The 23,833-nt window shown below is 65.7% G+C and carries 20 protein-coding genes and 1 tRNA gene; 11 read left to right on the top strand and 10 right to left on the bottom strand.

Annotated elements, in window-relative coordinates; translation table 11 throughout:
* Positions 1-44: 44 nt before the first annotated feature.
* Together CHB77_RS01580 and alaS are read right to left on the bottom strand one after the other, a co-directional pair.
* Positions 45-344 carry a DUF1330 domain-containing protein gene (locus CHB77_RS01580; RefSeq protein WP_089386416.1) on the bottom strand — a complete coding sequence of 100 codons (300 nt, stop codon included), beginning with the start codon at positions 342-344 and terminating at the stop codon, positions 45-47.
* Complete coding sequence (gene alaS, locus CHB77_RS01575; RefSeq protein ID WP_089386415.1) at positions 341-2,998, bottom strand: alanine--tRNA ligase; 2,658 nt, start codon at positions 2,996-2,998, stop codon at positions 341-343. The genes CHB77_RS01580 and alaS overlap by 4 nt, the downstream gene beginning before the upstream one ends.
* Between alaS and CHB77_RS18250 the strand changes: the two genes are divergently transcribed.
* Positions 2,979-3,242: a small membrane protein YohP gene (locus tag CHB77_RS18250; protein ID WP_165456172.1), complete on the top strand. Its 264-nt coding sequence runs from the start codon at positions 2,979-2,981 to the stop codon at positions 3,240-3,242. The genes alaS and CHB77_RS18250 overlap by 20 nt on opposite strands.
* Positions 3,243-3,310: 68 nt before the next feature.
* Here the strand turns inward: CHB77_RS18250 and recA are convergent, their stop codons facing one another.
* From recA to CHB77_RS01550, 5 genes are all read right to left on the bottom strand, one after another.
* The gene (gene recA / locus CHB77_RS01570; protein WP_089386414.1) at positions 3,311-4,381 is read right to left on the bottom strand and encodes a recombinase RecA; all 1,071 of its coding nucleotides are present in this window, start codon (positions 4,379-4,381) and stop codon (positions 3,311-3,313) included.
* A 179-nt stretch (positions 4,382-4,560) separates the two neighbouring features.
* A complete protein-coding gene (locus CHB77_RS01565) occupies positions 4,561-6,645 on the bottom strand; it encodes an ATP-binding protein (RefSeq protein WP_089386413.1) in 2,085 nt (694 codons plus the stop codon).
* Between the two features lie 80 nt (positions 6,646-6,725).
* Positions 6,726-7,868, bottom strand: a complete 1,143-nt coding sequence (locus CHB77_RS01560; protein WP_089386412.1) for an RsmB/NOP family class I SAM-dependent RNA methyltransferase — start codon at positions 7,866-7,868, stop codon at positions 6,726-6,728.
* A 6-nt stretch (positions 7,869-7,874) separates the two neighbouring features.
* Positions 7,875-9,044 carry a nucleotide sugar dehydrogenase gene (locus CHB77_RS01555; RefSeq protein WP_089386411.1) on the bottom strand — a complete coding sequence of 390 codons (1,170 nt, stop codon included), beginning with the start codon at positions 9,042-9,044 and terminating at the stop codon, positions 7,875-7,877.
* A gap of 62 nt (positions 9,045-9,106) precedes the next feature.
* A tRNA-Leu gene (locus tag CHB77_RS01550) sits at positions 9,107-9,193 on the bottom strand.
* A 102-nt stretch (positions 9,194-9,295) separates the two neighbouring features.
* Here CHB77_RS01550 and lipB point away from each other — a divergent pair.
* The 5 genes from lipB (at position 9,296) to CHB77_RS01525 (ending at position 13,382) form a co-directional block, all read left to right on the top strand.
* Positions 9,296-9,967, top strand: a complete 672-nt coding sequence (gene lipB, locus CHB77_RS01545) for a lipoyl(octanoyl) transferase LipB (protein ID WP_089386699.1) — start codon at positions 9,296-9,298, stop codon at positions 9,965-9,967.
* 75 nt (positions 9,968-10,042) lie between these two features.
* Positions 10,043-10,471 carry a c-type cytochrome gene (locus tag CHB77_RS01540; protein WP_089386410.1) on the top strand — a complete coding sequence of 143 codons (429 nt, stop codon included), beginning with the start codon at positions 10,043-10,045 and terminating at the stop codon, positions 10,469-10,471.
* A 153-nt stretch (positions 10,472-10,624) separates the two neighbouring features.
* Positions 10,625-11,062, top strand: a complete 438-nt coding sequence (locus tag CHB77_RS01535) for a universal stress protein (protein ID WP_089386409.1) — start codon at positions 10,625-10,627, stop codon at positions 11,060-11,062.
* Between the two features lie 149 nt (positions 11,063-11,211).
* Complete coding sequence (locus CHB77_RS01530) at positions 11,212-12,888, top strand: cytochrome c oxidase subunit I (protein WP_089386408.1); 1,677 nt, start codon at positions 11,212-11,214, stop codon at positions 12,886-12,888.
* A complete protein-coding gene (locus CHB77_RS01525) occupies positions 12,888-13,382 on the top strand; it encodes a DUF2244 domain-containing protein (RefSeq protein WP_089386407.1) in 495 nt (164 codons plus the stop codon). Before CHB77_RS01530 ends, CHB77_RS01525 begins: the two co-directional genes overlap by 1 nt.
* Before the next feature lie 2 nt (positions 13,383-13,384).
* Here CHB77_RS01525 and CHB77_RS01520 read toward each other — a convergent pair whose 3' ends face one another.
* Complete coding sequence (locus CHB77_RS01520) at positions 13,385-13,573, bottom strand: DUF3008 family protein (RefSeq protein ID WP_089386406.1); 189 nt, start codon at positions 13,571-13,573, stop codon at positions 13,385-13,387.
* Between the two features lie 38 nt (positions 13,574-13,611).
* The gene (locus tag CHB77_RS01515) at positions 13,612-14,073 is read right to left on the bottom strand and encodes a GatB/YqeY domain-containing protein (RefSeq protein ID WP_089386405.1); all 462 of its coding nucleotides are present in this window, start codon (positions 14,071-14,073) and stop codon (positions 13,612-13,614) included.
* A gap of 131 nt (positions 14,074-14,204) precedes the next feature.
* Between CHB77_RS01515 and carA the strand changes: the two genes are divergently transcribed.
* Together carA and CHB77_RS01505 are read left to right on the top strand one after the other, a co-directional pair.
* Positions 14,205-15,359 (top strand): glutamine-hydrolyzing carbamoyl-phosphate synthase small subunit, encoded by a 1,155-nt coding sequence (gene carA / locus CHB77_RS01510; RefSeq protein WP_089386404.1) that lies wholly within the window; start codon positions 14,205-14,207, stop codon positions 15,357-15,359.
* 54 nt (positions 15,360-15,413) lie between these two features.
* Positions 15,414-17,483 (top strand): glycosyltransferase, encoded by a 2,070-nt coding sequence (locus CHB77_RS01505; RefSeq protein WP_089386403.1) that lies wholly within the window; start codon positions 15,414-15,416, stop codon positions 17,481-17,483.
* Here CHB77_RS01505 and CHB77_RS01500 read toward each other — a convergent pair.
* Positions 17,480-20,272, bottom strand: a complete 2,793-nt coding sequence (locus CHB77_RS01500; RefSeq protein ID WP_089386402.1) for a [protein-PII] uridylyltransferase family protein — start codon at positions 20,270-20,272, stop codon at positions 17,480-17,482. The two genes, CHB77_RS01505 and CHB77_RS01500, sit on opposite strands and share 4 nt — an antisense overlap.
* Before the next feature lie 194 nt (positions 20,273-20,466).
* Between CHB77_RS01500 and CHB77_RS01495 the strand changes: the two genes are divergently transcribed.
* The 3 genes from CHB77_RS01495 to ilvN all read left to right on the top strand — a co-directional run bounded on the left by CHB77_RS01495 (position 20,467) and on the right by ilvN (position 23,831).
* Positions 20,467-21,306: an arginyltransferase gene (locus CHB77_RS01495; RefSeq protein WP_089386401.1), complete on the top strand. Its 840-nt coding sequence runs from the start codon at positions 20,467-20,469 to the stop codon at positions 21,304-21,306.
* 146 nt (positions 21,307-21,452) lie between these two features.
* Positions 21,453-23,207, top strand: coding sequence for an acetolactate synthase 3 large subunit (locus tag CHB77_RS01490; RefSeq protein ID WP_089386400.1), 1,755 nt, complete (start codon positions 21,453-21,455; stop codon positions 23,205-23,207).
* A gap of 63 nt (positions 23,208-23,270) precedes the next feature.
* A complete protein-coding gene (ilvN, locus tag CHB77_RS01485; protein WP_089386399.1) occupies positions 23,271-23,831 on the top strand; it encodes an acetolactate synthase small subunit in 561 nt (186 codons plus the stop codon).
* The last annotated feature ends 2 nt before the right edge of the window (positions 23,832-23,833 follow it).

Genomic DNA, 23,833 nt, shown 5'->3' with positions numbered 1-23,833 from the left:
ACGTCTTTGCGTCAGAAATACCACGAAAGGATAACAGGCATAGACTATTTCGCAGGGGGCGGCGTTTCCTCGACGATCACAAGGTCGCGTTCGGACGCCCCTTTGGCATGGGCCAGGGCCGCCTGGTATGCGCTGCTGTTGTAACAGGCAACGGCCGCGTTAAAGCTGGGAAAGCGGGCGACCACGTTGCGGGGGCGTTCGTTGCCCTCCATCTGCTGGAAACGCCCGCCCCGCGCCAGGAAAACCCCGCCATGGGCGGCAATGGCAGGGCCGGCGGCTTGCGCGTATTTTGCGTAAGCGTCCGCATCGGTGACGGTCACATGGGCAATCCAGAGAGCGGTCATGCTGTTTCCTCGATCAGTTTTTCAACCTGGGCAATCGCTGCATCGGCGTCGGCAAGGCTGGGCGCGCCGCCCTGCGCGCGGTCGGGCCGCCCGCCGCCGCCCTTGCCCCCCAGCGCGGCGGTGGCGGTCTGCACCAGCGTCACGGCGCTGATCCGGTCCACCAGATCGGGCGTCACGCCGGCGGCGACCGTGGCCTTGCCTTCGGTTTCCGCCAGAACCAGCACGGCGCCGCTGCCAAGCTGCGATTTCATTTCATCGACCAATGCGCCCAGTTCCTTGCCGCCAACGCCCTCGACTTTGCGGCCGATGAACCGGACGCCGCCGATCTCCTTGGCGGCCTGACCGCCACCACCGCCCATGGCAAGCTGGCGCTTGAGCTGCGCGACCTCGTTGGCCAGGGCCTTGCGTTCGTCGGCCAGGGCCTTGACGCGATTGACGACATCGCCCGCCTGCGCCTTGAGGATACCGGCGATTTCCGACAGCTGGCTGTCCGACGCGCGCAGATGCGCCAAGGCCGCCGGCCCGGTCAGCGCCTCGATCCTGCGGACGCCCGCACTGGAGGCGCTGTCGCCCAGCAGGGCAAAGGCGCCGATGTCGCCCGTGCGGACGACATGCGTGCCGCCGCACAGTTCCAGCGAATAGGTTGCGCCATCCGCACCTTTGCCGCTGTCGGCCAGGGTGCCCATCGACACCACGCGCACCTCATCGCCGTATTTTTCACCGAACAGCGCCTGCGCACCCAGTCCGCGCGCGTCGTCGGGCGTCATGATCCGCGTTTCCACCGGACTGTTCTGGCGGATGAAGTCGTTCACCTCGGCCTCGACCCGCGCCAGTTCGTCGGGCGACACGGCGCTGTTGTGGCTGAAGTCGAAGCGCAGCCGGTCGGGCGCGTTCAGGCTGCCGCGCTGCGCGACATGATCGCCAAGCGCGCGGCGCAGCGCCTCGTGCAGCAGGTGGGTGGCCGAATGGTTGGCCCGAATGGCGCCGCGACGGGCGCGATCGACCGACAGGATGGCCCCCTGGCCGCGGCTGATCGTGCCCAGCGTCACCTCGGCCACATGCAGAAAAACCCCCGCGACCTTTTTCGTGTCGGTGACGCGCGCCGCGCCGGTTTCGGTGCGGATCAGCCCGGTATCGCCGACCTGCCCGCCCGCTTCGGCATAAAAGGGGGACTGGTTGACGACCAGATGCACCGGCTGACCTTCGGTCGCCTGGGCCGCATCGGCGCCGTCGGCCACGATGGCAAGGATCTGGCCTTCGGCCTCCTCGGTGTCATAGCCAAGGAATTCGGTCGCACCGTGCTTTTCCGCCAACTCGAACCAGATGGCGGCGTCGCGGGATTCGCCCGACCCCGACCAGGCCGCGCGGGCCTTGGCCTTCTGTTCGGCCATGGCGGCGTCGAAGCCGGCCGTATCGACCGACCGGCCCTGTTCGCGCAACGCGTCCTGCGTCAGGTCCAGCGGAAAGCCGTAGGTGTCATACAGCTTGAACGCCGCCTCTCCGGGCAGGTTGGCGCCATCGGGCAGGCGCGACAGTTCGTCGTCCAGCAGGCGCAGGCCCCGGTCCAGCGTCTGGCGGAACCGGGTCTCCTCGCTGCGCAAGGTTTCTTGGATCATGGCCTGCGCGCGGGCCAGTTCGGGATAGGCCGCGCCCATCTGGCGGACCAGGGCAGGCACCAGCGTGTGCATAACGGGATCCTGCGCGCCCAGCATGTGGATGTGCCGCATCGCCCGGCGCATGATCCGGCGCAGGACATAGCCGCGCCCTTCGTTGCTGGGCATCACCCCGTCCGCGATCAGAAAGCTGGTGGACCGCAGATGGTCGGCGATCACCCGATGATGCACCTTGCCGGGTCCGTCGGGATCGCTGCTGGTGGCATTGGCCGACGCCTCGATCAGAGACCGCATCAGGTCGGTGTCATAGTTGTCGTGCTTGCCCTGCAACAGCGCGCCGATCCGTTCCAGCCCCATGCCGGTGTCGATCGACTGCATGTCCAACGCGCGCATGGACCCGTCCGCGAACTGTTCGTTCTGCATGAAGACAAGGTTCCAGATCTCGATGAAGCGGTCTCCGTCCTCATCGGCCGAACCCGGCGGGCCGCCCCAAATGTGGTCGCCGTGGTCGTAGAAGATTTCGGTGCAGGGACCGCAGGGTCCGGTCGGTCCCATCTGCCAGAAGTTGTCGCTGGTCGGAATGCGGATGATCCGGTCGTCCGGCAGACCGGCAACCTTTTTCCAGATCCTCACGGCCTCGTCGTCGGTGTGATAGACAGTGACCAGCAGCTTGTCCCTGGGAATCCCGAAATCCTTGGTCAGCAGTTCCCAGGCATAGGGGATGGCCTGTTCCTTGAAATAGTCGCCAAAGCTGAAATTGCCCAGCATTTCAAAGAACGTATGGTGCCGCGCGGTATAGCCCACGTTGTCCAGGTCGTTGTGCTTGCCGCCCGCGCGGACGCATTTTTGCGCGGTGGTCGCACGTTTATAGTCGCGGGTTTCCACCCCCGTGAACAGATTCTTGAACTGAACCATGCCCGAATTGGTGAACATCAGCGTCGGGTCGTTGCGTGGCACCAGCGGTGACGAGTCGATGACGCGATGGCCGTTCCGCTCGAAAAAGCCGAGAAACGTGGATCGGATGTCGTTCAGACTGGGCATGGCGGGCCTTCATAGCTGGATCGCGAACCGGATGGGACCGGGCCGGCTTGGTCTATCGGGCACGCGACGCCCTGTCCAGCGATGGCTATGCCCCGGCGACGGATACGGAACAAGTTTCGGCAGCGTCCGTTACCCCTGCACAGAAGGAGAAATTCACATGCTCAAATTCATCGGCGGAACCGTCGGCATCATCTTCATCATCGGCCTGCTGGTGGTGATCGGGATCCTGTCCCTCATCTTCTAGACCGATCGGCAGGGGAAAAGGGGCGCAGCCGTTTGGCGCGCCCCTTTCCCATCATGCTGCGGGTGCGATCATTCTTCGGTCAGGCTTTCATCCTCGCCCGGCTCGACCCCAAACTCCAGGCCATGGCTGGCACGGATTTTGTCCTCGATCTCATTGGCCCGGTCGGGGTTGTCGCGAAGGAACTGCTTGGCATTTTCCCGCCCCTGGCCGATCCGCTCGTCGCCATAGGAATACCAGGCGCCCGATTTCTCGACCACGCCGGCCTTGACGCCAAGGTCGATCAACTCGCCGACCTTGCTGATGCCTTCGCCATACATGATGTCGAATTCGACCTGGCGGAAGGGCGGCGCGACCTTGTTCTTGACGACCTTGACGCGGGTGGTGTTGCCGATCACCTCGTCGCGGTCCTTGACGGCGCCGGTGCGGCGGATGTCCAACCGGACCGAGGCATAGAATTTCAACGCGTTGCCGCCGGTCGTCGTTTCCGGGTTTCCGAACATGACGCCGATCTTCATGCGGATCTGGTTGATGAAGATCACCATGCAGTTGCTGCGCCCGATGCTGGCCGTCAGCTTGCGCATCGCCTGGCTCATCAGGCGGGCCTGGCTGCCCATCTGCATGTCGCCCATGTCGCCTTCGATTTCCGATTTCGGCGTCAGCGCCGCGACCGAATCCACGACGACCAGGCTGACCGCGCCGGATCGTACCAGCGTGTCCACGATCTCCAGCGCCTGTTCGCCCGTGTCGGGCTGGCTTATCAGCAGTTCGTCCAGGTTCACGCCCAGCTTGCGGGCATATTGCGGATCCAGGGCGTGCTCTGCATCGACAAAGGCGCAGACGCCGCCCTTCTTCTGTTCCTCGGCCACGACATGCAGCGTCAGCGTCGTCTTGCCCGAGCTTTCCGGCCCGAAGATCTCGATGATGCGGCCCTTGGGCAGCCCGCCGATGCCAAGGGCGATGTCGAGGCCCAGCGATCCGGTCGAGGTCGCCTCGATCTCGGCCACGGGATTGTCCTTGCCCAGCTTCATGATCGAACCCTTGCCGAACTGGCGTTCGATCTGGGCAAGGGCGCTGTCCAGCGCCTTCTGCTTGTCCGCGCTTCGCTTGTCGTTCATGTCGAAGATGCTCGCCTGTGCCATATGTCCTCACCGTTATTTCACAGCCCGGCCGACACGGCAATCGGCCGGCCCCGGAGGTTGATGTTCACTTCTTGTTCCTGTGGATAGATGCGCGTTCGGACCACTCTTTTCAAGCGCAAACCGCTGCCGCGATTCGCATTTTCTTAACCATGCTGAACGATCAATCCTTAACAAACCGTTCATGCATCCGGGCGGCGCGGCGGATCCTGCAATTGCCGGGCGACGCATTGCGCCAGTTCGTTCAGGGTAAAGGGCTTGGCCAGAAAGGTCGCGTTCTCGATCGGGGCATGGCCCTCCCCGAAGATGTCCTCGGTATAGCCGGATACGAAGATCACCCTGGTTCCGGGCCGGTCCTGCAAGGCCATGCGGACCCAGGTCGGGCCGTCCATGCCGGGCATGACGACATCGGTCACGAAGATGTCCACGGCAAGCGTGCCTTCCAGCACGGACAAGGCCTCCTCGGCGCTGGCGGCCTCGTGAACGTCATAGCCCTTCAGGCGCAGGGCGCGGGCGGCGAAGGCGCGGACGGGCGCCTCGTCCTCGACCAGCAGAACGGTCGCGCGACGTTCGGAATGGGGAACGGGGGCCGGGGCCGGAGCGGGACGGGCTGCCGGCGCCCTTCCTGCCTGGGCCGGAAAATACAGCGAGAAGCAGGTGCCCTTGCCGACCTCGCTGTCGCAGAAGATATAGCCGCCGGTCTGCTTGACGATGCCATAGGCCGTGGACAGGCCAAGCCCGGTGCCCTCGCCCACGCGCTTGGTGGTGAAGAACGGCTCGAAGATCTTGTCCAGCAGGGCCGGCTCGATGCCGCAGCCCTCGTCGGTGACGCGGATGCGCAGATAATCGCCCTTGGGCAGGGACACCTTGCCGCGCGAGCCATCCCCGCCGATCCGTTCGACATCGGTGCAGATCTCGATGGTGCCGCCCGACGTCATCGCGTCGCGCGCATTCACGACCAGATTCATAATGACCTGTTCCAACTGCCGCTTGTCGGCGCGGATCGCGCGCAGAACCGGGTCGTGAGTAATGGTCAGCGTGATCTTTTCCCCCACCAGGCGGTTCAGAAGATGGGTCAGTTCCGCCAGCACGTCGCGCGGATCCAGCGTTTCCAGCTTCAGCTGCTGGCGACGGGAGAAGGCCAAGAGCTGGCCCACCAGGGCGGCGGCGCGGTTGGCGTTCTGTCCGATCTGGTCCAGATCCGCATAATCGGGATCGCCCTTGTCGTGGCGCAGCATTAGCAGGTCGCAATGGCCGCGGATCGCCGTCAGCAGGTTGTTGAAATCATGCGCGACCCCGCCTGCGAGCTGTCCGATGGCCTGCATCTTCTGGCTTTGCACGAACTGCGCCTCCAGGGTTTTCAGCGCGCTGGCGTCGTGCAGCACGGCGATCAGGCCCGCCTGTTCCACCGGATCCATGGCCAGCGTCACCTGGAAATGCTGTTCCCTGGCGGCATCGTCGGGGGACCGCAGGCGCAACACCTCGCCCCGGCTTTCGGTGCGGCGCGCGGCATGGGTTTCGGCGATCCATTCGCCGATGGCCCGGCCCGGCCCGTCCAGAAGGGTACCGACATGCACAGGCTCGGACCCCTCGGGCAGGCGATTGCCCAGCAGCCTGCGCGCGGCGGCATTGGCGCGGCGGATGTGGCCGCCGGGCGTGATGCGCAGCAGGGCCACGGGTATAGCCTCGAAATCGTCGGCGTCCTGGGGGTCATCGTCGATCGGGGACGGGGGGATCGCGGCGCCCTGGCGATGATAGGACCAGATCTGCAGGGGCGCATCCTCGGCCCGGCTGACAGTCAGCGTATCGCCCGTCCCCAGCGCCAGATCGGCGCAGCCCGCATAGCCCGCGCGGCGCACCAGCGCCGCCAGATCCTCGGCCGCGTCGGCCCGCAGTTCAGACATCACGCGCAGGATGTTCTGGCCCGCGATATCGCCGAAGCCGGTGCGGGATGCATCGTTCTGCATCATCACCAGCCCGTCGGAATCGCAGATCCAGACCGGATCGGGTGCCGCCGCGACCTCGTGCCGGATCGCGGCCAGCGCCCGCCGCGCCGCCAGCCGGTCCAGAACATACCCCAGCGAGATGACGCCGCCCAGGATATACCAGGCCACCGCGACCGTTCCGACCACCAGGGCCACGGCGCCATAATTGCTTTGCGGTGCCGCCAGGGCGACAATGGCCGAAACCGCCACCGGAAACATCAGCAAGGGCAGCGCCACTGCGGCGTTGCGCGACAAGGCCGATTGCGTATCCCCGAACGTCATGCGCCAAGCCCTTTTCATGCTGTCAAGGATTCTGGATAGCGGCACAGACCTTAAGATAGCGTTAATGGCCCGGCAGAGCCTCATCTGCGGACCAGCAGGGACAGGAAGAACCCGTCGCCGCCGTCCAGCGGCGTCCACAGATGACGTGCCATCTGCGAAAAACCGGGGTCATCGCCCAGGAACGCCCGCACCTGACCGTCGTTTTCCGCGTCCAGAACCGAGCAGGTCATGTAGGCGAGATGCCCCCCCGGACGGACCCGCGCCGCCGCCTTGCGCAGGATCGCCGCCTGGACCGACAGCAGGGCGCAAAGGTCGGCGTCCGTCAGGCGCCACTTGGCATCCGGCGCGCGGCGCCATGTTCCCGAACCCGAACAGGGCACGTCGGCGATCGCCAGATCGAAACTGCCCGATGGAGAGGAATCGATGTGCACCTTGACCCCTGCCCGTTCGGCCCGTCGCGGCAGATCCCGCATCCGGGCGGGATCGGCGTCATGGGCCACCAGAATCAGGCCGTCCGCCTGCCCGGCGATGGCCAGGCTCTTGCCGCCGCCGCCTGCGCAATAATCCAGAACGCGCATCCCCGGCCCGACCGGCAAAGCCGCGCAGGCCAGTTGCGGCGACAGATCCTGCAATTCGACCAACCCGTTCCGATAGGCATGGCTTTGCGTCAGGCGGCGTTCGTTTTCCATCACCCTCAGGGCGGTCGGAAGACGCGGATCGGGCACGGCGGCGATGGAATCGTCGCCAAGAACCGCAACCGCCTCGGCCGGCGTGGCCTTGACCATATTGACCCGCAGCCAGACGGGCGCCCGATGCCGCATCGCCTGCGCCACCGCGGCCGCCTGGTCCCCCAGGGACCGATCCCACAACGGCCGGATCCAGTCGGGGATATCGGACCGGCCATCCGCGGAACCGTTCCCTTCGTCCGGGGCCAGGGGCGGCGGCGCATGACCTTCGCCCGTGAACAGCGTTCCTGGATCACGCCCGGCGGCAATCAGCCCGCCGATCATCAGGCCCCGTCCGGTCAGCGCGCCGCCAAGGGCCGCATGGCTGGTCCGGCAGCGCAGCGCGTCGAACACCAGATCGCGCACCGCCGCCCGATCGCCCGATCCCGCGAACCGGCTGGCGCGCGACCACCGCAGCAGCGCCTGTTCGGCAGGCTGGCCCGCCAGGATGCGGTCCAGAACCTCGATCGCGGCCGATATGCGAGCGCCGGGCGTCATCGGCGCTCAGGTGTCGCGCTGGAGCAGGTCGCGGGTGAACAGCTTGTCCGCGACATCGGCCAGGTCGTCGTGGCGGCGGTTGGCGATTATCAGGTCGGATTTGGCCTTGAAGGCGTCCAGATCCCGTTCGACCGGCGAATGAAAGAAATCGTCGGCGTCCAGCGCCGGTTCATAGACGACGCAGGCGATGCCCTTGGCCTTGATCCGCTTCATGATCCCCTGGATGGCGCTGTCGCGGAAATTGTCCGACCCTTCCTTCATCACCAGGCGATAGACCCCCACCGTGCGGGGATTGCGGGCGATGATCTGGTCGGCGATGAAATCCTTGCGCGTGCGGTTCGATTCCACGATGGCCGCGATCAGGTTCTGCGGCACCGCCGAATAATTCGCCAGCAACTGCTTGGTATCCTTGGGCAGACAGTATCCGCCATACCCGAAGGACGGGTTGTTGTAGTAATCGCCCACGCGCGGATCCAGCCCCACGCCTTGGATGATGGCGCGCGGATCCAGACCGTGCATCAAAGCATAGCTGTCCAGTTCGTTGAAATAGGCCACGCGCATCGCCAGGAACGTGTTGGCAAACAGCTTGATAGCCTCGGCCTCGGTCGAATCGGTGAACAGGACCGGGACGTCCTGGGCGATCGCGCCCCTGGCCAGCAGATCCGCGAACCGGCGCGCGGCCTCGCCCTTGTCACCCACCACGATGCGGCTGGGATAAAGGTTGTCGTGCAGCGCCAGCCCCTCGCGCAGGAATTCGGGAGAGAAGATGATGCCGTTGAACCCGGTCTCGGACCGGAGGCGACTGGTGAAGCCCACCGGAACCGTGGACTTGACGATGATCGGCGTGGTGGGGGCGTGGCGGCGGGCCAGCGCGATCACCGCCTCGACCGAGGTGGTGTCAAACCCGTTGGTGCGCGGATCGTAATTGGTGGGCGTGGCGACGATCACGAAATCGGCGCCTGACAGCGCCAGCCGCGCTTCGGTGGTCGCGGTCAGGTCAAGCGGACGTTCCGCCAGGAAACGGACGATGTCGGCATCCTCGATGGGGCTTTGGCGGGCAGTGACGGCCGCCACGCGGGCCTCGTCGATGTCCAGCGCCACCACCGTGGAATGCTGCGCCAGCAGCACCGCGTTCGACAAACCCACATAGCCGAGACCGGCAACGGCAATCTTCATCGCATCCTCGTTCCGCAATGGGCTGCGCCCGATTTTGCCACGATGACGATGTAAGGGAAGGATGGTGCGGTCGAGAAGACTCGAACTTCCACTCCGGTTAAGGAACAGCGACCTCAACGCTGCGCGTCTACCAATTCCGCCACGACCGCATCCGGGCAGTGCGGCGGGTGATAGCCGAGGCCGGTGGGATTGAAAAGGGGGTTTCTGTGCGCCCGCTTGACGATCCCCGCGCGCCGGTCCAGACCGCATCCATGGTGGACTGGATCACGACGGACGGGCTGACCGATTACGACGCGGCCCTGGCCGTGATGGAGGCGCGGGTGGCCGCGATCCATGACGGCCGCGCGGCCGAGGCCGTCTGGCTGGTCGAACACCCCCCGCTTTATACCGCAGGCACCAGCGCCAGGGACGCCGACCTGCTGGACGCGCGCTTTCCCGTCCATGCCGCCGGGCGGGGGGGGCAATACACCTATCACGGGCCGGGCCAGCGGATCGTCTATGTCATGCTGGATCTGAACCGGCGCGGCCGCGACGTGCGCGCCTTCGTCGGCAGGCTGGAGGCCTGGGTCATCGCCGCGCTGTCCGAATTCGGCGTGGCCGGCGTGGTCCGCGAAGGGCGCGTGGGCGTCTGGGTGCCGCGTCCCGACAAGGCGCCCCTGCCCGACGGCAGCGTCCGTGACGACAAGATCGCGGCCATCGGGGTCAAGCTGCGCCGCTGGGTCAGCTTTCACGGCATCGCCATCAACGTCGAACCCGACCTGTCCCATTATGCGGGCATCGTGCCCTGCGGGATCAGCGGGCACGGCGTCACCAGCCTGATCGATCTGGGCCTGCCCGTCGGCATGACGGATCTGGATCTGGCCCTGCGCCACCGGTTCGACGCCATCTTCGGCCCATCACATTTGTCGAATGCGACCTTCTGACGGCTGGCAAATGCTCGATCTTCCTTGTAAAAATCCTGCGGGATTTCCAATCCTGTTGGAAAAGCGAGGAAAGTAATGAGATTTGCGATCATCGGCGCCCTGTTGAGTGCCGCCTTGGCCACACCCGTCCTGGCGCAGGAAGCCGGCGATGCGGCCGCTGGCGAGAAAGAATTCCGCAAATGCAAAGCCTGCCACATGATCCAGTCGCCCGAAGGCGAGGATGTGGTCAAGGGCGGTGCGGTCGGACCAAACCTGTACGGCGTGATGGGCCGGCCGGCCGGCAGCCAGGAAGGCTACAACTATTCCGACGCGCTGATCGCGCTCAAGGACTCGGGCGAGGTCTGGACGCCCGAGGATCTGGCGGCCTACATCACCGACCCCAACAAGTTCGTTCAGGAAAAGACCGGCGATTCGTCGGCGCGCACGAAGATGACCTTCAAGCTGAACAAGGGGCAGGCCGATATCGCCGCCTACCTGGCCAGCGCCTCGCCTGCGGCACAATAACGCAGGCCGCGCCCGATGCCGATACGGGGCCGGTCCGATGGGACCGGCCCCGCTTGATTCAGATCATTCCGGCATGTCCGGCCCCATGCCACCCTGTCCCCGCAACCCGGCCGTCGCCACCCCTTCGCACGGTCGCATCATCGGAGGACGACGATGTTCAGGCATATCCTGATCCCGACCGACGGGTCGGATCTTGCGACGCAGGCGGTGGACAAGGGCATTGCCCTGGCGGGGGCGACGAACGCCGACGTGACGGTCGTTACCGTGACCGGACCGTTTCATATTCTCAGCACCGGCACGATGCAGGTGGAAGGCACCCGCGCCAGCTATGACAGCGATGCCACGGCTCATGCGCAAAAGATCCTGAAGGCCGCCTGCGACAAGGGATCGGCGGCGGGGGTGTCGGTGCAGACCCGCCACCTCTGGCACGACAACCCCTCTCGGGCGATCATCGACGCCGCCCTTGCCGACGGATGCGACCTGATTGCGATAGCCTCTCATGGGCGGCGCGGCGTGGCGGCGGCGGTGATGGGCAGCCAGACCGCGAAGATCCTGACGCATTCGAAGATTCCGGTGCTGGTCTATCGCTGACACGCAACCTCGGCGTGTGGCGCCTGCGACCAAACGCTGCGCCTGCGCCGTCCTTTAGGGCATTGCCGGGTCGGCACGGCTGGTCTAGAACGGCCCAAAGCAATTGCCGGTCTGCCGGACCGGATCACTGTATCTGAGGGAGTTCGGGTATGGCAGACGCAGCCGTTCATGGCCACGACGACCATCACGACCAACGTGGGTTTTTCACCCGATGGTTCATGTCCACCAATCACAAGGACATCGGCATTCTGTACCTGTTCACCGCAGGGATCGTGGGCCTGATCTCGGTCAGCTTCACCGTCTACATGCGGATGGAACTGCAAAGCCCCGGCGTGCAGTACATGTGCCTGGAGGGCGCGCGCTTCATCGCCGACGCGACGGCGGAATGCACGCCCAACGGCCATCTGTGGAACGTGATGATTACCTATCACGGCGTTCTGATGATGTTCTTCGTGGTGATTCCGGCGCTGTTCGGGGGCTTTGGCAACTATTTCATGCCGCTGCACATCGGCGCCCCGGACATGAGCTTTCCGCGCCTGAACAACCTGTCCTACTGGATGTATGTGGCGGGCGTGGCCCTGGGCATCGCTTCGCTGCTGGCGCCGGGCGGCTCGGACCAGATGGGTTCGGGCGTGGGCTGGGTTCTGTATCCCCCGCTGTCCACGACCGAGGCCGGCTATTCGATGGATCTGGCGATCTTCGCCGTCCACGTGTCGGGCGCGTCCTCGATCCTGGGGGCGATCAACATCATCACCACCTTCCTGAACATGCGCGCCCCCGGCATGACGCTGTTCAAGGTGCCGCTGTTCGCCTGGTCGGTGTTCATCACCGCCTGGCTGATCCTGCTGGCCCTGCCGGTGCTGGCCGGCGCCATCACCATGCTGCTGATGGACCGCAACTTCGGCACGAACTTCTTCAACCCGGCCGGCGGCGGCGATCCGATCCTGTACCAGCACATCCTGTGGTTCTTCGGCCACCCCGAGGTGTACATCATCATCGTGCCAGGCTTCGGGATCATCAGCCACGTCATCTCGACCTTCTCGAAAAAGCCGATCTTCGGCTATCTGCCGATGGTCCTGGCGATGGCGGCGATCGGGGTGCTGGGCTTCGTCGTCTGGGCGCATCACATGTACACCGTCGGCATGTCGCTGACCCAGCAGTCCTATTTCATGCTGGCCACGATGACGATCGCTGTGCCCACGGGCATCAAGGTCTTCTCGTGGATCGCGACGATGTGGGGCGGCTCGGTCGAGTTCAAGACGCCGATGCTCTGGGCCTTCGGCTTCCTGTTCCTGTTCACCGTGGGCGGCGTGACCGGCGTGGTCCTGTCGCAGGCGCCGCTGGACCGCGTGTATCATGACACGTATTACGTCGTGGCGCATTTCCACTATGTGATGTCGCTGGGCGCGGTCTTCGCGATCTTTGCGGGCATCTATTACTGGATCGGCAAGATGTCAGGGCGCCAGTATCCCGAATGGGCGGGCAAGCTGCATTTCTGGATGATGTTCATCGGCGCCAACCTGACTTTCTTCCCCCAGCATTTCCTGGGCCGCCAGGGGATGCCGCGCCGCTATATCGACTATCCGGTCGAATTCGCCTACTGGAACTACATCAGTTCGCTGGGCGCTTATCTGTCCTTCGCCTCGTTCCTGTTCTTCATCGGCGTGGTGTTCTATACCCTGTTCGCCGGAAAACGCGTGACCGAGAACAACTACTGGAACGAATACGCCGACACGCTGGAATGGACCTTGCCCTCGCCCCCGCCCGAACACACGTTCGAGCAATTGCCCAAGCGCGAGGACTGGGACCACAGCCGCGCCCACTGATGCCCTACGAATGGCACGATACGGCCCCGGATCGCTCCGGGGCCTTGTCGTATCGGCTGCGGCTGTGGCCCTATCAGTCGTTGCCGCGCAAGGGGTTCGTCTGGTTCATCGGACTGACCGCCGCATTCATGGCGTTGCCGCTGATAGCCATGCTGGGCACGGCAGTCCTGTGGGGCCTGCTGCCCTTTGGCCTGCTGGTGATCGGAGGGGTATGGTATGCAATCCAGCGCAGCTACCGGCAGGGCGAAACGACCGAGGAGTTGCTGCTGGACCGCAAGACCGCACAGGTGATCCGCCGCGATCCGGGCGGGGCCATGCGCGAATGGACCACCAACAGCTATTGGTTGCGGGCGGCGCTGCGGCGCGGCCCGGTAGAGGCCTATCTGACCCTCACCGACGGTCAGCGGGAAATCGAGCTTGGCGTCTTTCTGACGCCCGATGAACGGCGCAGCCTGCATGACGATCTGCAACGCCGGCTGGCCAGCCTGCGCTGATATCAGTCCCTTTGGACATGCTCGGGCTTGCCGGCGTGCTTTGTCCCGGCGAACTCCTCCAGCTGGCTTTCGCTCATGCTGTCGTACATCTCTTTGGACGCGCCTTTGAGATCCTTGACCTTTGTGTCGCCGCGCTTGGCGGACAGGGCGGCGCCTGCGGCTTTCTGCTGGGCTTTCGACGTGGCGGGCATGGCGGATACCTCCTGCCTACCAACGCGCTTTGGGCAATTCAGTTCAGCAGACGGGCCTTGACCATCGGTCCGACCGCCCCGAAATCCATCTGCCCGGCATGACGGTCGCGCAGTTCGGCCATCACGCGGCCCATGTCGCGGATGCCGGTCGCGCCAAGGGCGCCGATCGCCGCATCGACGGCGGCCGCGGTTTCCGCTTGGGACAGCTGCCGGGGCAGGAACTCCTGGATCACGCCGATTTCGGCTTCTTCCTTCTGCGCCAGCTCCAGGCGTCCGCCCTCCTCGTAGGCCTTGGCCGATTCCTGACGCTGCTTGACCATCTTCGACAGAATGGCGATCAGATCCCCATCGTTCAGCGTGCCGTCGCCATCGCCCACGCGGGCCGCGATCTCGCGGTCCTTGATGGCCGCGCCGATCAGGCGCAGGGTGGACAGCCGGGCGCTGTCCTTGGCCTTCATGGCGTCCTTGGTGGCGGCTTGCAGCGTGGCTCGCAGGTCCATGGTCGTTCCTCTGGTCGCGAAAGGATGCGATCTAGTCCAATGCCGCGCCCAAATCAAGTCGGGGCGGCTTCTTGACCTTGCCCGCCCTGCCCCCTATTCACCGGCAGGTTTCAGACAAAGGGTTTCGTGCCATGGCCAACAAACCGACCGCCTGCCTCGCGCTTGCCGACGGAACCGTCTTCTATGGCCAGGGCTTCGGCGCGCCCGGAGAGGTGGTGGCCGAACTGGTCTTCAACACCGCCATGACCGGCTATCAGGAGATCATGACCGATCCGTCCTATGCCAGCCAAGTCGTGACCTTCACCTTTCCCCATATCGGCAACACCGGCATCACCCCGGAAGATGACGAGGCCCCCGACCCCGTAGCCAGCGGCATCGTCGTGCGCTGGGATCCGACCGATCCGTCGAACTGGCGGGCGGCGGGCGATCTGGCCGGCTGGATGGCGCGTCGCGGGCGCATCGGCATGGGCGGCGTGGATACCCGCCGCCTGACCCGCGCGATCCGCCGACAGGGCGCGCCCCATGTGGTCCTGGCCCACGACCCCGACGGCACGTTCGACATTGCCGCGATGATCGCACGGGCACGCGACTGGACCGGCCTTGTCGGGCTGGATCTGGCCCGCGACGTGACCTGCCGCCAAAGCTATCGCTGGGACCAGGGCGCCTGGGAATGGGGCAAGGGGTTCGGAACCTCACCCGAAGACAAGCCCTTCAAGGTCGTGGCGCTGGATTACGGCGCGAAACGCAACATCCTGCGGTCGCTGGTGGCTTATGGCGCCGATGTGACCGTCCTGCCCGCCACCGCCACGGCCGAGGAAGTGATGGCCCATGATCCCGAAGGCGTGTTCCTGTCGAACGGTCCCGGCGATCCAGCGGCCACCGGCGCCTATGCGGTGCCGATGATCCAGGGGCTGCTGGACCGCGACATGCCGATCTTTGGCATCTGCCTGGGCCACCAGATGCTGGCGCTGGCGCTGGGGGCGCGGACCGTCAAGATGGGCCACGGCCATCACGGCGCGAACCATCCCGTGCGCGACACGGAAACGGGCAAGGTCGAGATCACATCCATGAACCACGGCTTCGCGGTGGACAGCCAGACCTTGCCCGCGGGCGTGGTCGAAACCCATGTCAGCCTGTTCGACGGCAGCAACTGCGGCATCCGGGTTCAGGACAAGCCCGTCTTTTCGGTCCAGTACCATCCCGAGGCCGCGCCGGGACCGCAGGACAGCCTGTATCTGTTCCGGCGGTTCGCTGACGCGATGCGCAATCGCCGAACCGGCGCTTAACGCCTTCTTAACCGCTTTCGTGCGACCCATGGACGATCCGTCAGGGAATCGTTCATGGCCAGTGCAAATTTTGTTGTTCGTCCTTGGGTTGAAACCCCGGCCCCGACCCTGGCGCCCCGGAACCAGCTTCCCTTGGGTCAATTGCTGTTGGAAGATGGCGCGGTCGATCCGGGCAACCTGTTGAAGGCCAGCGTGATGCGGGCACGGCAGGACAGCCGCCTGGGCCAGATCCTTCTGTCGCAAGGCTGGGTCACGTCTGATGCGCTGATGCGCGCGCTGTCGCGCCAATGGCGCACCACTGTCCTGGATCCCGCCCGGACGCCGGGCGATCCCCGCCTGATCGATGCTGTAGGCGCGGATGTCTGCCTGGCCCAGGCCATCCTGCCCTGGCGCCGCATCGGCGGCGTCACCTGGATCGCCACCGCCCGTCCTGAACTGTTCGCCGATCTGATCCCAGCCCTTCCCGCAAGTTTTGGGCAGGTGCGGATGCTGCTGTGCAACGAGGATGACATTCAGGCCGCGATCCTCGCCTCGCGCCGCATCGCCATGATCCGACACGCCGAAATGCGTGTGCCTGCCGCTGAATCCTGCCGGTCCCGGAACGAGGCGCGAACCGGCCGCATCGCGCTGGGCGCCATGGCCGGGCTGGCCCTGGGTCTGTGGCTGGTCCCGGTCGCGGTGCTGTCGCTGCTGACGCTGTGGGCTACGGTGTCGCTGCTGGCGCAAAGCGCGCTGAAGCTGCTGGCCGTCCTGGCCACCCGCCGGGTCCATGCCGAAGATCGTGCCCTGGCCGACGATCTGGCCAGCGGCAGGACGGCGCGGGCCGAGATGACCGGGCCGCTGCCCGTGATCTCGGTCATGGTTCCGCTGTTCCGCGAAAGCGATGTCGCGGGCAAGCTGGTGGGCCGATTGTCGCGGCTGGATTACCCGCGCGAACTGATGGACGTCCTGCTGGTGATCGAGGCCAGCGACCGGGTGACACGCAACGCCCTGCAAAACGCGCGCCTGCCCGGCTGGCTGCGCGTGGTCGAGGTTCCGAATGGCCCCGTCCAGACCAAGCCGCGCGCCTTGAACTATGCCCTGAACTTTTGCCGCGGCGCGATCATTGGCGTTTGGGACGCCGAGGATCGGCCCGATCCCGACCAGTTGCACAAGGTTGCGCGCGGGTTCCATTTCGCGGCCCCCGATGTGGCCTGCCTGCAAGGGGCGCTGGATTACTACAATCCGCGCACCAACTGGCTGGCGCGCTGCTTTACCATCGAATACGCCGCCTGGTTCCGGGTGATCCTGCCCGGCGTCGCGCGGATGGGACTGGTCGTGCCGCTGGGCGGGACCACGCTGTTCTTCCGCCGCGACGCGCTGGAACAGGTCGGCGCCTGGGACGCCTGGAACGTGACCGAGGACGCCGATCTGGGCGTGCGCCTGGCCCGGCGCGGCTGGCGGACCCGGATCATCGACACCACCACGGACGAGGAGGCGAACTGCCGCGCCCTGCCCTGGATCAAGCAGCGGTCCCGCTGGCTGAAAGGCTATGCGATGACCTGGGGCGTCCACATGCGAAATCCCCGCGCCCTGTGGCGCGAACTTGGGCCGCGCCGGTTCATTGGTTTCCAAGTCCAGTTCCTGGGCAGCCTGTCGCAATACCTGCTGGCCCCCGTTTTGTGGAGCTTTTGGCTGCTGAGCCTTGGCCTGCCCCATCCGCTGCGCGAACCCCTGGCCGGGGTCTGGGGCGGCTATGCGATCCCCGCGCTGTTCGGCACCTTCGTTCTGTCGGAATTGCTGTCCATCGGGGTAGGGATGTGGGCGGTGCGCGCCGACAAGCACCGGCATCTGATGGCTTGGGTGCCCAGCCTGCACCTGTATTTCCCGCTGGGCTGCCTGGCCGGGTGGAAGGCGATCTACGAGGTGGTCGTGAAGCCCTTTTACTGGGACAAGACAGCGCACGGCATCTATGACGCGGCCGACGCGGTTGTCCTGCCTGCCGACGGCACGGTATCCCTGCCGGTGCTGGGCCAGATCGGCGACAGCAGGCCCAGGGCCACGCCCATGCCGATGCCCATGCACGAAACCATCGTCCTGGAGGAAGGTATCGCCACCGAAATTCCTGTCCGGAAAAGCGCCTAGCACGCATCCGCCGGCAAGGCCGCGTCGATCAGCGCGGTGGCCTCGGCGCAGAAATCGCGCAGCCGGACCGCCAGGTCGCCGATCGATCCGGCGCCGCTTTCGCGCAGCAGGAAATCCTGCCCACCCAGGCCGATCTCCTCCATCTTCAGCGGCTTGGCGGTCAGCAGCCGCCCCGAGGCGTGCAACCGCCACAGGAATCGCCAGATCGAGGCCAGCCGGTCGGCATCCGCCCCCTCGATCAGCCCGGCCCGCCGCCCGGCGCGCAACTGCGCCAAGGTCGCACGGGCCGGATCGCCCGCCCGCAGCGCCAGGGACTGCGCCAGCAGGTCGATGTCCTGCAACCGGCCCGGACCCACCTTGGCTTCCCACATGCCGTCCATCGGTCGGGCCGCGAAGATGCGTTCGCGCATGTCGGCCAGATCCGGCAGCACCCGATCGTCGGTGCCCCGGCCGCGCAACACCGCCAGCCGCAGGGCCTCGACATCGTTGCCCAAGGCCTCGGCCCCCGCACCGGCCCGCGCCACCGCGCGGGCGCGCGTCAGGGCCAGATGCTCCCAGGTCCAGGCCTCGGTCCGCTGATAGGTTTCGAAACTTTCGATGGCGGTCGCGACCGGGCCTTGCCGCCCCGACGGGCGCAGACGCATGTCCACGTCGTACAGCCGCCCTTCGGCAGTAGGGGCGGAAACGGCGGTAATCATGGCCTGGGTCAACCGCGCGTAATAGGGCCGCGCGGCCAGGGGGCGCGGCCCGTCCGACCCCTCGGCGCCGGCCGCATCGTAAATCACGATCAGATCCAGATCCGATGCCGCGTTCAGCGTGCGGGCGCCCAGCGAGCCCATGCCCAGAACCACGGCCCCCCGGCCCGGCGGCGCGCCGTGCTTGCGGGCGAAATCGGCGGCGGTCACGGGAAACAGCGCGGCGATGCAGGCATCGGCGATGTCGGCGTATTGCACGGCGGCCTCGTCCGCATCGATCAGACCGCGCAGGTGATGGACGCCGACGCGGAAATGCCATTCGTGCGTCCAGCGGCGGGCGGCGTCCAGGGCGGCCTCGTATCCGCCGCCCGGCCCGGTTTGCGCGGATTGCAGCAGCCGATCAAGGTCCGCCCGCAGGCCCGCGGCGCCCGGCCAGGGCGAAAAGAAACTGCCGCCCAGCACCGCGTCCAGCACCGCCGAATGCCGCGTCAGATAGGCGGCAAGGCCGGGGGCGCTGCCGCAGATATCGACCAGAAGGTCGATCAGCTGAGGATTGGCCTCGAACAGGGAAAAGATCTGCACGCCCGCGGGCAGGCCGGACAGGAAGCCGTCGAACCGGCTCAGGGCCTCGGTCGGGTGACCGATCCGGGCCAGGCGGGACAGAAGTTCCGGCTCGACCCGCTTGAAGATCTGCCGCGCGCGGGCCGACCGCAGCGCCGGATAAGTCTGCCAGCGGTCGATGATCGCCTGCGATTCAGGCGAGATCGAAGGACGCTGGCTGGCCTCGGCCGGCGCGAAAAAAGTTTCGGTCAGATCGTGCACATGGTCCAGGCGCGCCCGAAGACGGGCCGACCACCCCACGGCATCGGATTCGCCCATCATCGCGGCGATCAGCGCCACCCCGGCGGCCTCTTTGGGAATGCTGTGGGTCTGGGCGTCGTTGACCATCTGGATGCGGTGTTCGATGTCGCGGTGCTGGCGATAGTGATCGATCAGATCGGCGGCCACGTTGCGGGGAATCCATCCCTTGTCGGCCAGTGCGGCCAAGCCCCCCACGGTATCGCGCTGGCGCAGGCCGGGATCGCGGCCCCCGGCGATCAGCTGGCGGGTCTGGGTGAAGAACTCGATCTCGCGGATGCCGCCCCGGCCCAGCTTCATGTTGTGGCCCGGAATCTCCATCCGTCCGCCCAAACCCTTGTGGTCGCGAATCCGCAGCCGCATGTCGTGGGCGTCCTGGATCGCCGCGAAATCCAGGTGCTTGCGCCAGACAAAGGGCCGCAGGTCGTGCAGAAAGCGTTCGCCCGCCGCGATGTTGCCCGCCGCCGCCCGCGCCTTGATGAAGGCGGCGCGTTCCCAGGTCCGTCCCTCGGCCTCGTAATAGGCCAGGGCCGCGGCGGTCGAAATGCAGACCGGGGTGACCGCCGCATCGGGCCGCAGCCGCAGATCGGTCCGAAAGACATAGCCGTGGGCCGTCACCTCGGACAGCATGGCCGCGGTCTTGCGGGTGGCGCGGATCAGGGCGGCGCGGGCATCGTGCTGGTCGGCGTCGTCATAGGCCGCCTCGTCGAACAGCACGATGAGGTCGATGTCCGAACTGTAGTTCAACTCGCGCGCGCCGCCCTTGCCCATGGCCAGGGCAAACAGCCCGCCCGAATCCGCGTCGGACGGGGGCAGCTTGCCGCGCCGTCGTTCCTGCGCGACATGGACCCGCAAGGCCAGATCGACCGCGCGGTCGGCCAGATCGGACAACGCGCCCGTCACCTGTTCCAGCGTCCAGACACCGCCCAGATCGGCCAGGGCCGCGTAAAGGGCGATCCGGCGCTTGGCCTGGCGCAGGGCGATCGACAGCGCCTCGGCGTCCAGATCGTCGGAACCCGCCGTTTCGCGCGCCACCACATCGTCATGGTCAAGTGCGCCGGGCAGCCAGTCGGATTCGGACTGCAAAAGGCCTGCCAGATAAGGGCTGCATCCTGCCGCGCCGCCGATCAGGGCGGCAAGCGCGGGATCCAGCGGCGGAAACCGGCCAAGGACATGGCGCGCCCGGTCGGGGTCGGCGGCAAGCGGATGGCGGACGATGCGTGCGGCGAAATCCATGGGGGCAGACTAGCCATGGCCCCTGCCCCGTCAACGCCCGGCGGGCCGCGGCCGTTCAAGCTTTCGGTCTTTCCCCGCTTGGCGTGTCACGCAATCGTTGCTAGGCTTTCGTCCAAATCCACAACCGGGCAGACGGATCCTTTTTGGCGCATGATCAGTTCTGAAACGACATCCCGTCACAAGGGCCGACGCTGATGCGCCATACGCTGCCCCATGCGCCGCAATTCTATGTCACGGCCCCCCAACCCTGCCCCTATCTGCATGGCCGCGCCGAACGCAAGCTGTTCACGGCGCTGCATGGCGACAACGCGTCCGATCTGAACAATGCCCTGTCCCGACAAGGCTTTCGGCGGTCGCAGAACGTTCTGTACCGCCCCAGTTGCGAAAGCTGCGTGGCCTGCATGTCGGCGCGCATCCGGGTGGCGGATTTCCAGCCCTCGCGCACGCAGCGCCGGTTGATGCGCCGCAACGCGGGCCTGCGTCGGCTGGCCACCAGCGCCTGGGCGACCGAAGAACAGTTCGACCTGTTCCGCCGCTATCTGGACAGCCGCCACGCGGATGGCGGGATGGCCGACATGGACATCTTCGAATTCGCCGCCATGATCGAGGAAACGCCCGTCAAGACGCGCGTCATCGAATACCGGTGCAGCGCCGACCGTCCCGAACGGGTGGCCCAAGGCGACGATTTCCTGGCCGCCGTCTGCCTGACCGACGTGCTGGATGACGGCCTCAGCCTTGTCTACAGCTTTTACCACCCGATCCTGCAACCGGCCAGCCTGGGAACCTATCTGATCCTGGACCATATCGAGATCGCGAGGGCGGCCAAGCTGCCTTACATCTATCTGGGCTATTGGGTGCCGGGCAGCCGCAAGATGGATTACAAGGCGCGCTTTTCCGCGTTGGAGATCTACAAGGGCGGTGTCTGGCAGCCCATCGGCGACCCCGAGGACCATTCGAACGAGGCCCATCCCCTGTCGGTGGATCCGATCGTCGAACAGGTCGCCCGAATCGCGTTGCCGCAATTTGACCGATGATCGGCGAAAGAAAATTACAAATTTTGCCCTGGCGGCGTCATTTTCTCCGGCCCACCCCATTGACCCTGCGTTGCCCTGTCCATAGTTTGCGCCGACGCGCTGGCGGGATTCCCCCTGCGACGGCTTGTCTGTGATGGAGAGAAACGATGTCCCGAATGATGACGGGTGCAAGAATGGTTGTCGAAGCCCTGCGCGATCAGGGCGTTGACACGGTATTCGGCTATCCGGGCGGGGCGGTGCTTCCCATTTATGACGAGCTGTTCCAGCAGAACGACATCACCCATGTTCTGGTCCGCCACGAACAGGGCGCGGTCCACATGGCCGAAGGCTATGCCCGGTCCACGGGCAAGCCGGGGGTGGTGCTGGTCACGTCCGGTCCGGGCGCCACGAATGCCGTGACCGGGTTGACGGACGCGCTGCTGGATTCGATCCCGCTGATCGTGCTGTCGGGCCAGGTGCCGACCTTCATGATCGGCACCGACGGGTTCCAAGAGGCGGACACGGTGGGCATCACCCGGCCGTGCACCAAGCACAACTGGCTGGTCAAGGATACCGGCAAGCTGGCGGAAACGATCCACAAGGCGTTCCAGGTCGCGACCTCGGGGCGGCCGGGGCCGGTGCTGGTCGATATCCCGAAGGACGTGCAGTTCGCGACCGACGCCTATGTCGGGCCGAAGCAGATCGAGCCGGCCCGCTATCAGCCGGTGCGCAAGGGGGACATCAACGCCATCACCCGCCTGGTCGAACTGATCGAAGGGGCCGAGCGTCCGATTCTGTACACGGGCGGCGGGGTCATCAACTCTGGCCCCGGTGCCAGCCAGTTGCTGCGCGAACTGGCGGATGCGACGGGCTTTCCCGTGACCTCGACCCTGATGGGCCTGGGCGCCTATCCGGCATCGGGCAGGAACTGGCTGGGAATGCTGGGGATGCACGGGCTTTACGAAGCCAACCTGGCGATGCATGGCTGCGACCTGATGATTAACGTCGGCGCCCGCTTTGACGATCGCATTACCGGCCGCATCGCCGATTTCAGCCCGCATTCGGTCAAGGCGCATATCGATATCGACCCGTCCAGCATCAACAAGGTGATCCAGGTGGACATCCCCATCGTCGGCGATGTCGGCCACGTTCTTGAAGACCTGCTGAAGGTCTGGAAATCGCGCGGCCGCAGGGTCAACAGCGCGGCCTTGGGCCGGTGGTGGCAGCAGATCGAAGGCTGGAAGTCCCAGAACTGTCTGGCCTATCGGAACAGCGACACGGTCATCAAGCCGCAATACGCGTTGGAACGGCTGGAGGCGCTGACCAAGGGGCGCGACCGATACATCGCAACCGAGGTGGGCCAGCACCAGATGTGGGCTGCCCAATACCTGCATTTCGAAGGGCCGAACCGCTGGATGACCTCGGGCGGGCTGGGAACGATGGGCTATGGCCTGCCCGCCAGCATCGGCGTGCAGATGGCCCATCCCGATGCCCTGGTCATCAACGTCGCGGGCGATGCCAGCTGGCTGATGAACATGCAGGAAATGGGCACGGCCGTGCAGTTCCGCCTGCCGGTCAAGCAGTTCATCCTGAACAACGAACGGCTTGGGATGGTCCGCCAGTGGCAGCAGCTTCTGCACGGCGAACGCTATAGCCAAAGCTGGTCGGACAGCCTGCCCGATTTCGTCAAGCTGGCCGAGGCCTTCGGCTGCAAGGGCGCGGTGGTCCGCGACCCCAAGGGCCTGGACGACGCGATCCAGCAGATGCTGGATTACGACGGGCCGTTCATCCTGGATGTGCTGGTCGAGAAGCACGAGAACTGCTTTCCGATGATCCCGTCCGGCAAGCCGCATAACGAAATGCTGCTGGGCGAGGCCGCCACCTTTGGCGTGATCGAATCCGAAGGCGCCGTGCTGGTGTGACCGCCGGTGGGGGCGATGCCCCCATATCCCCCGGAACCTTTATGCCAAGATGAAGGCAGGACCATGAACGCTTTGAACATCCACAAGGGCGCGACCAGCCATTCGGCCTATGACCTGCGCGACCCGAACGCCCAGGTCGAGGAAAGCCACACCCTGGCCGTGCTGGTCGAAAACGAGCCGGGCGTGCTGGCCCGCGTGATCGGGCTGTTTTCCGGCCGCGGCTACAACATCGACAGTCTGACCGTGGCGGAAATCGATCATACCGGCCATCGGTCGCGAATCACCCTGGTCACGCGCGGCACACCCGCCGTTATTGCCCAGGTCAAGGCGCAGCTTGGCCGAATCGTCCCGGTTCACGAGGTCCATGACCTGACGGTCGAGGGGCCGGCGGTCGAACGGGAACTGGGGCTGTTCAAGGTGCGCGGCCAAGGCGAAAAACGGGTCGAGGCCCTGCGGATCGCCGAGATCTTTCGCGCCAATGTGGTTGATTCGACGCTGGAAAGCTTTGTCTTCGAACTGGTCGGCACGCCTACCAAGCTGGATGCCTTTGCCGACCTAATGCGGCCCCTTGGCCTGGGCGATCTGGCCCGGACCGGTGTTGCCGCCCTGTCGCGGGGCATGTGATC

Origin of the sequence: Paracoccus sediminis, assembly GCF_900188295.1 — a bacterium.
In the GTDB taxonomy this organism is placed as follows: domain Bacteria; phylum Pseudomonadota; class Alphaproteobacteria; order Rhodobacterales; family Rhodobacteraceae; genus Paracoccus; species Paracoccus sediminis.
The sequence above is the reverse complement of the archived record's forward strand: the minus strand, read 5'-3'. Positions and strand labels throughout refer to the sequence as shown.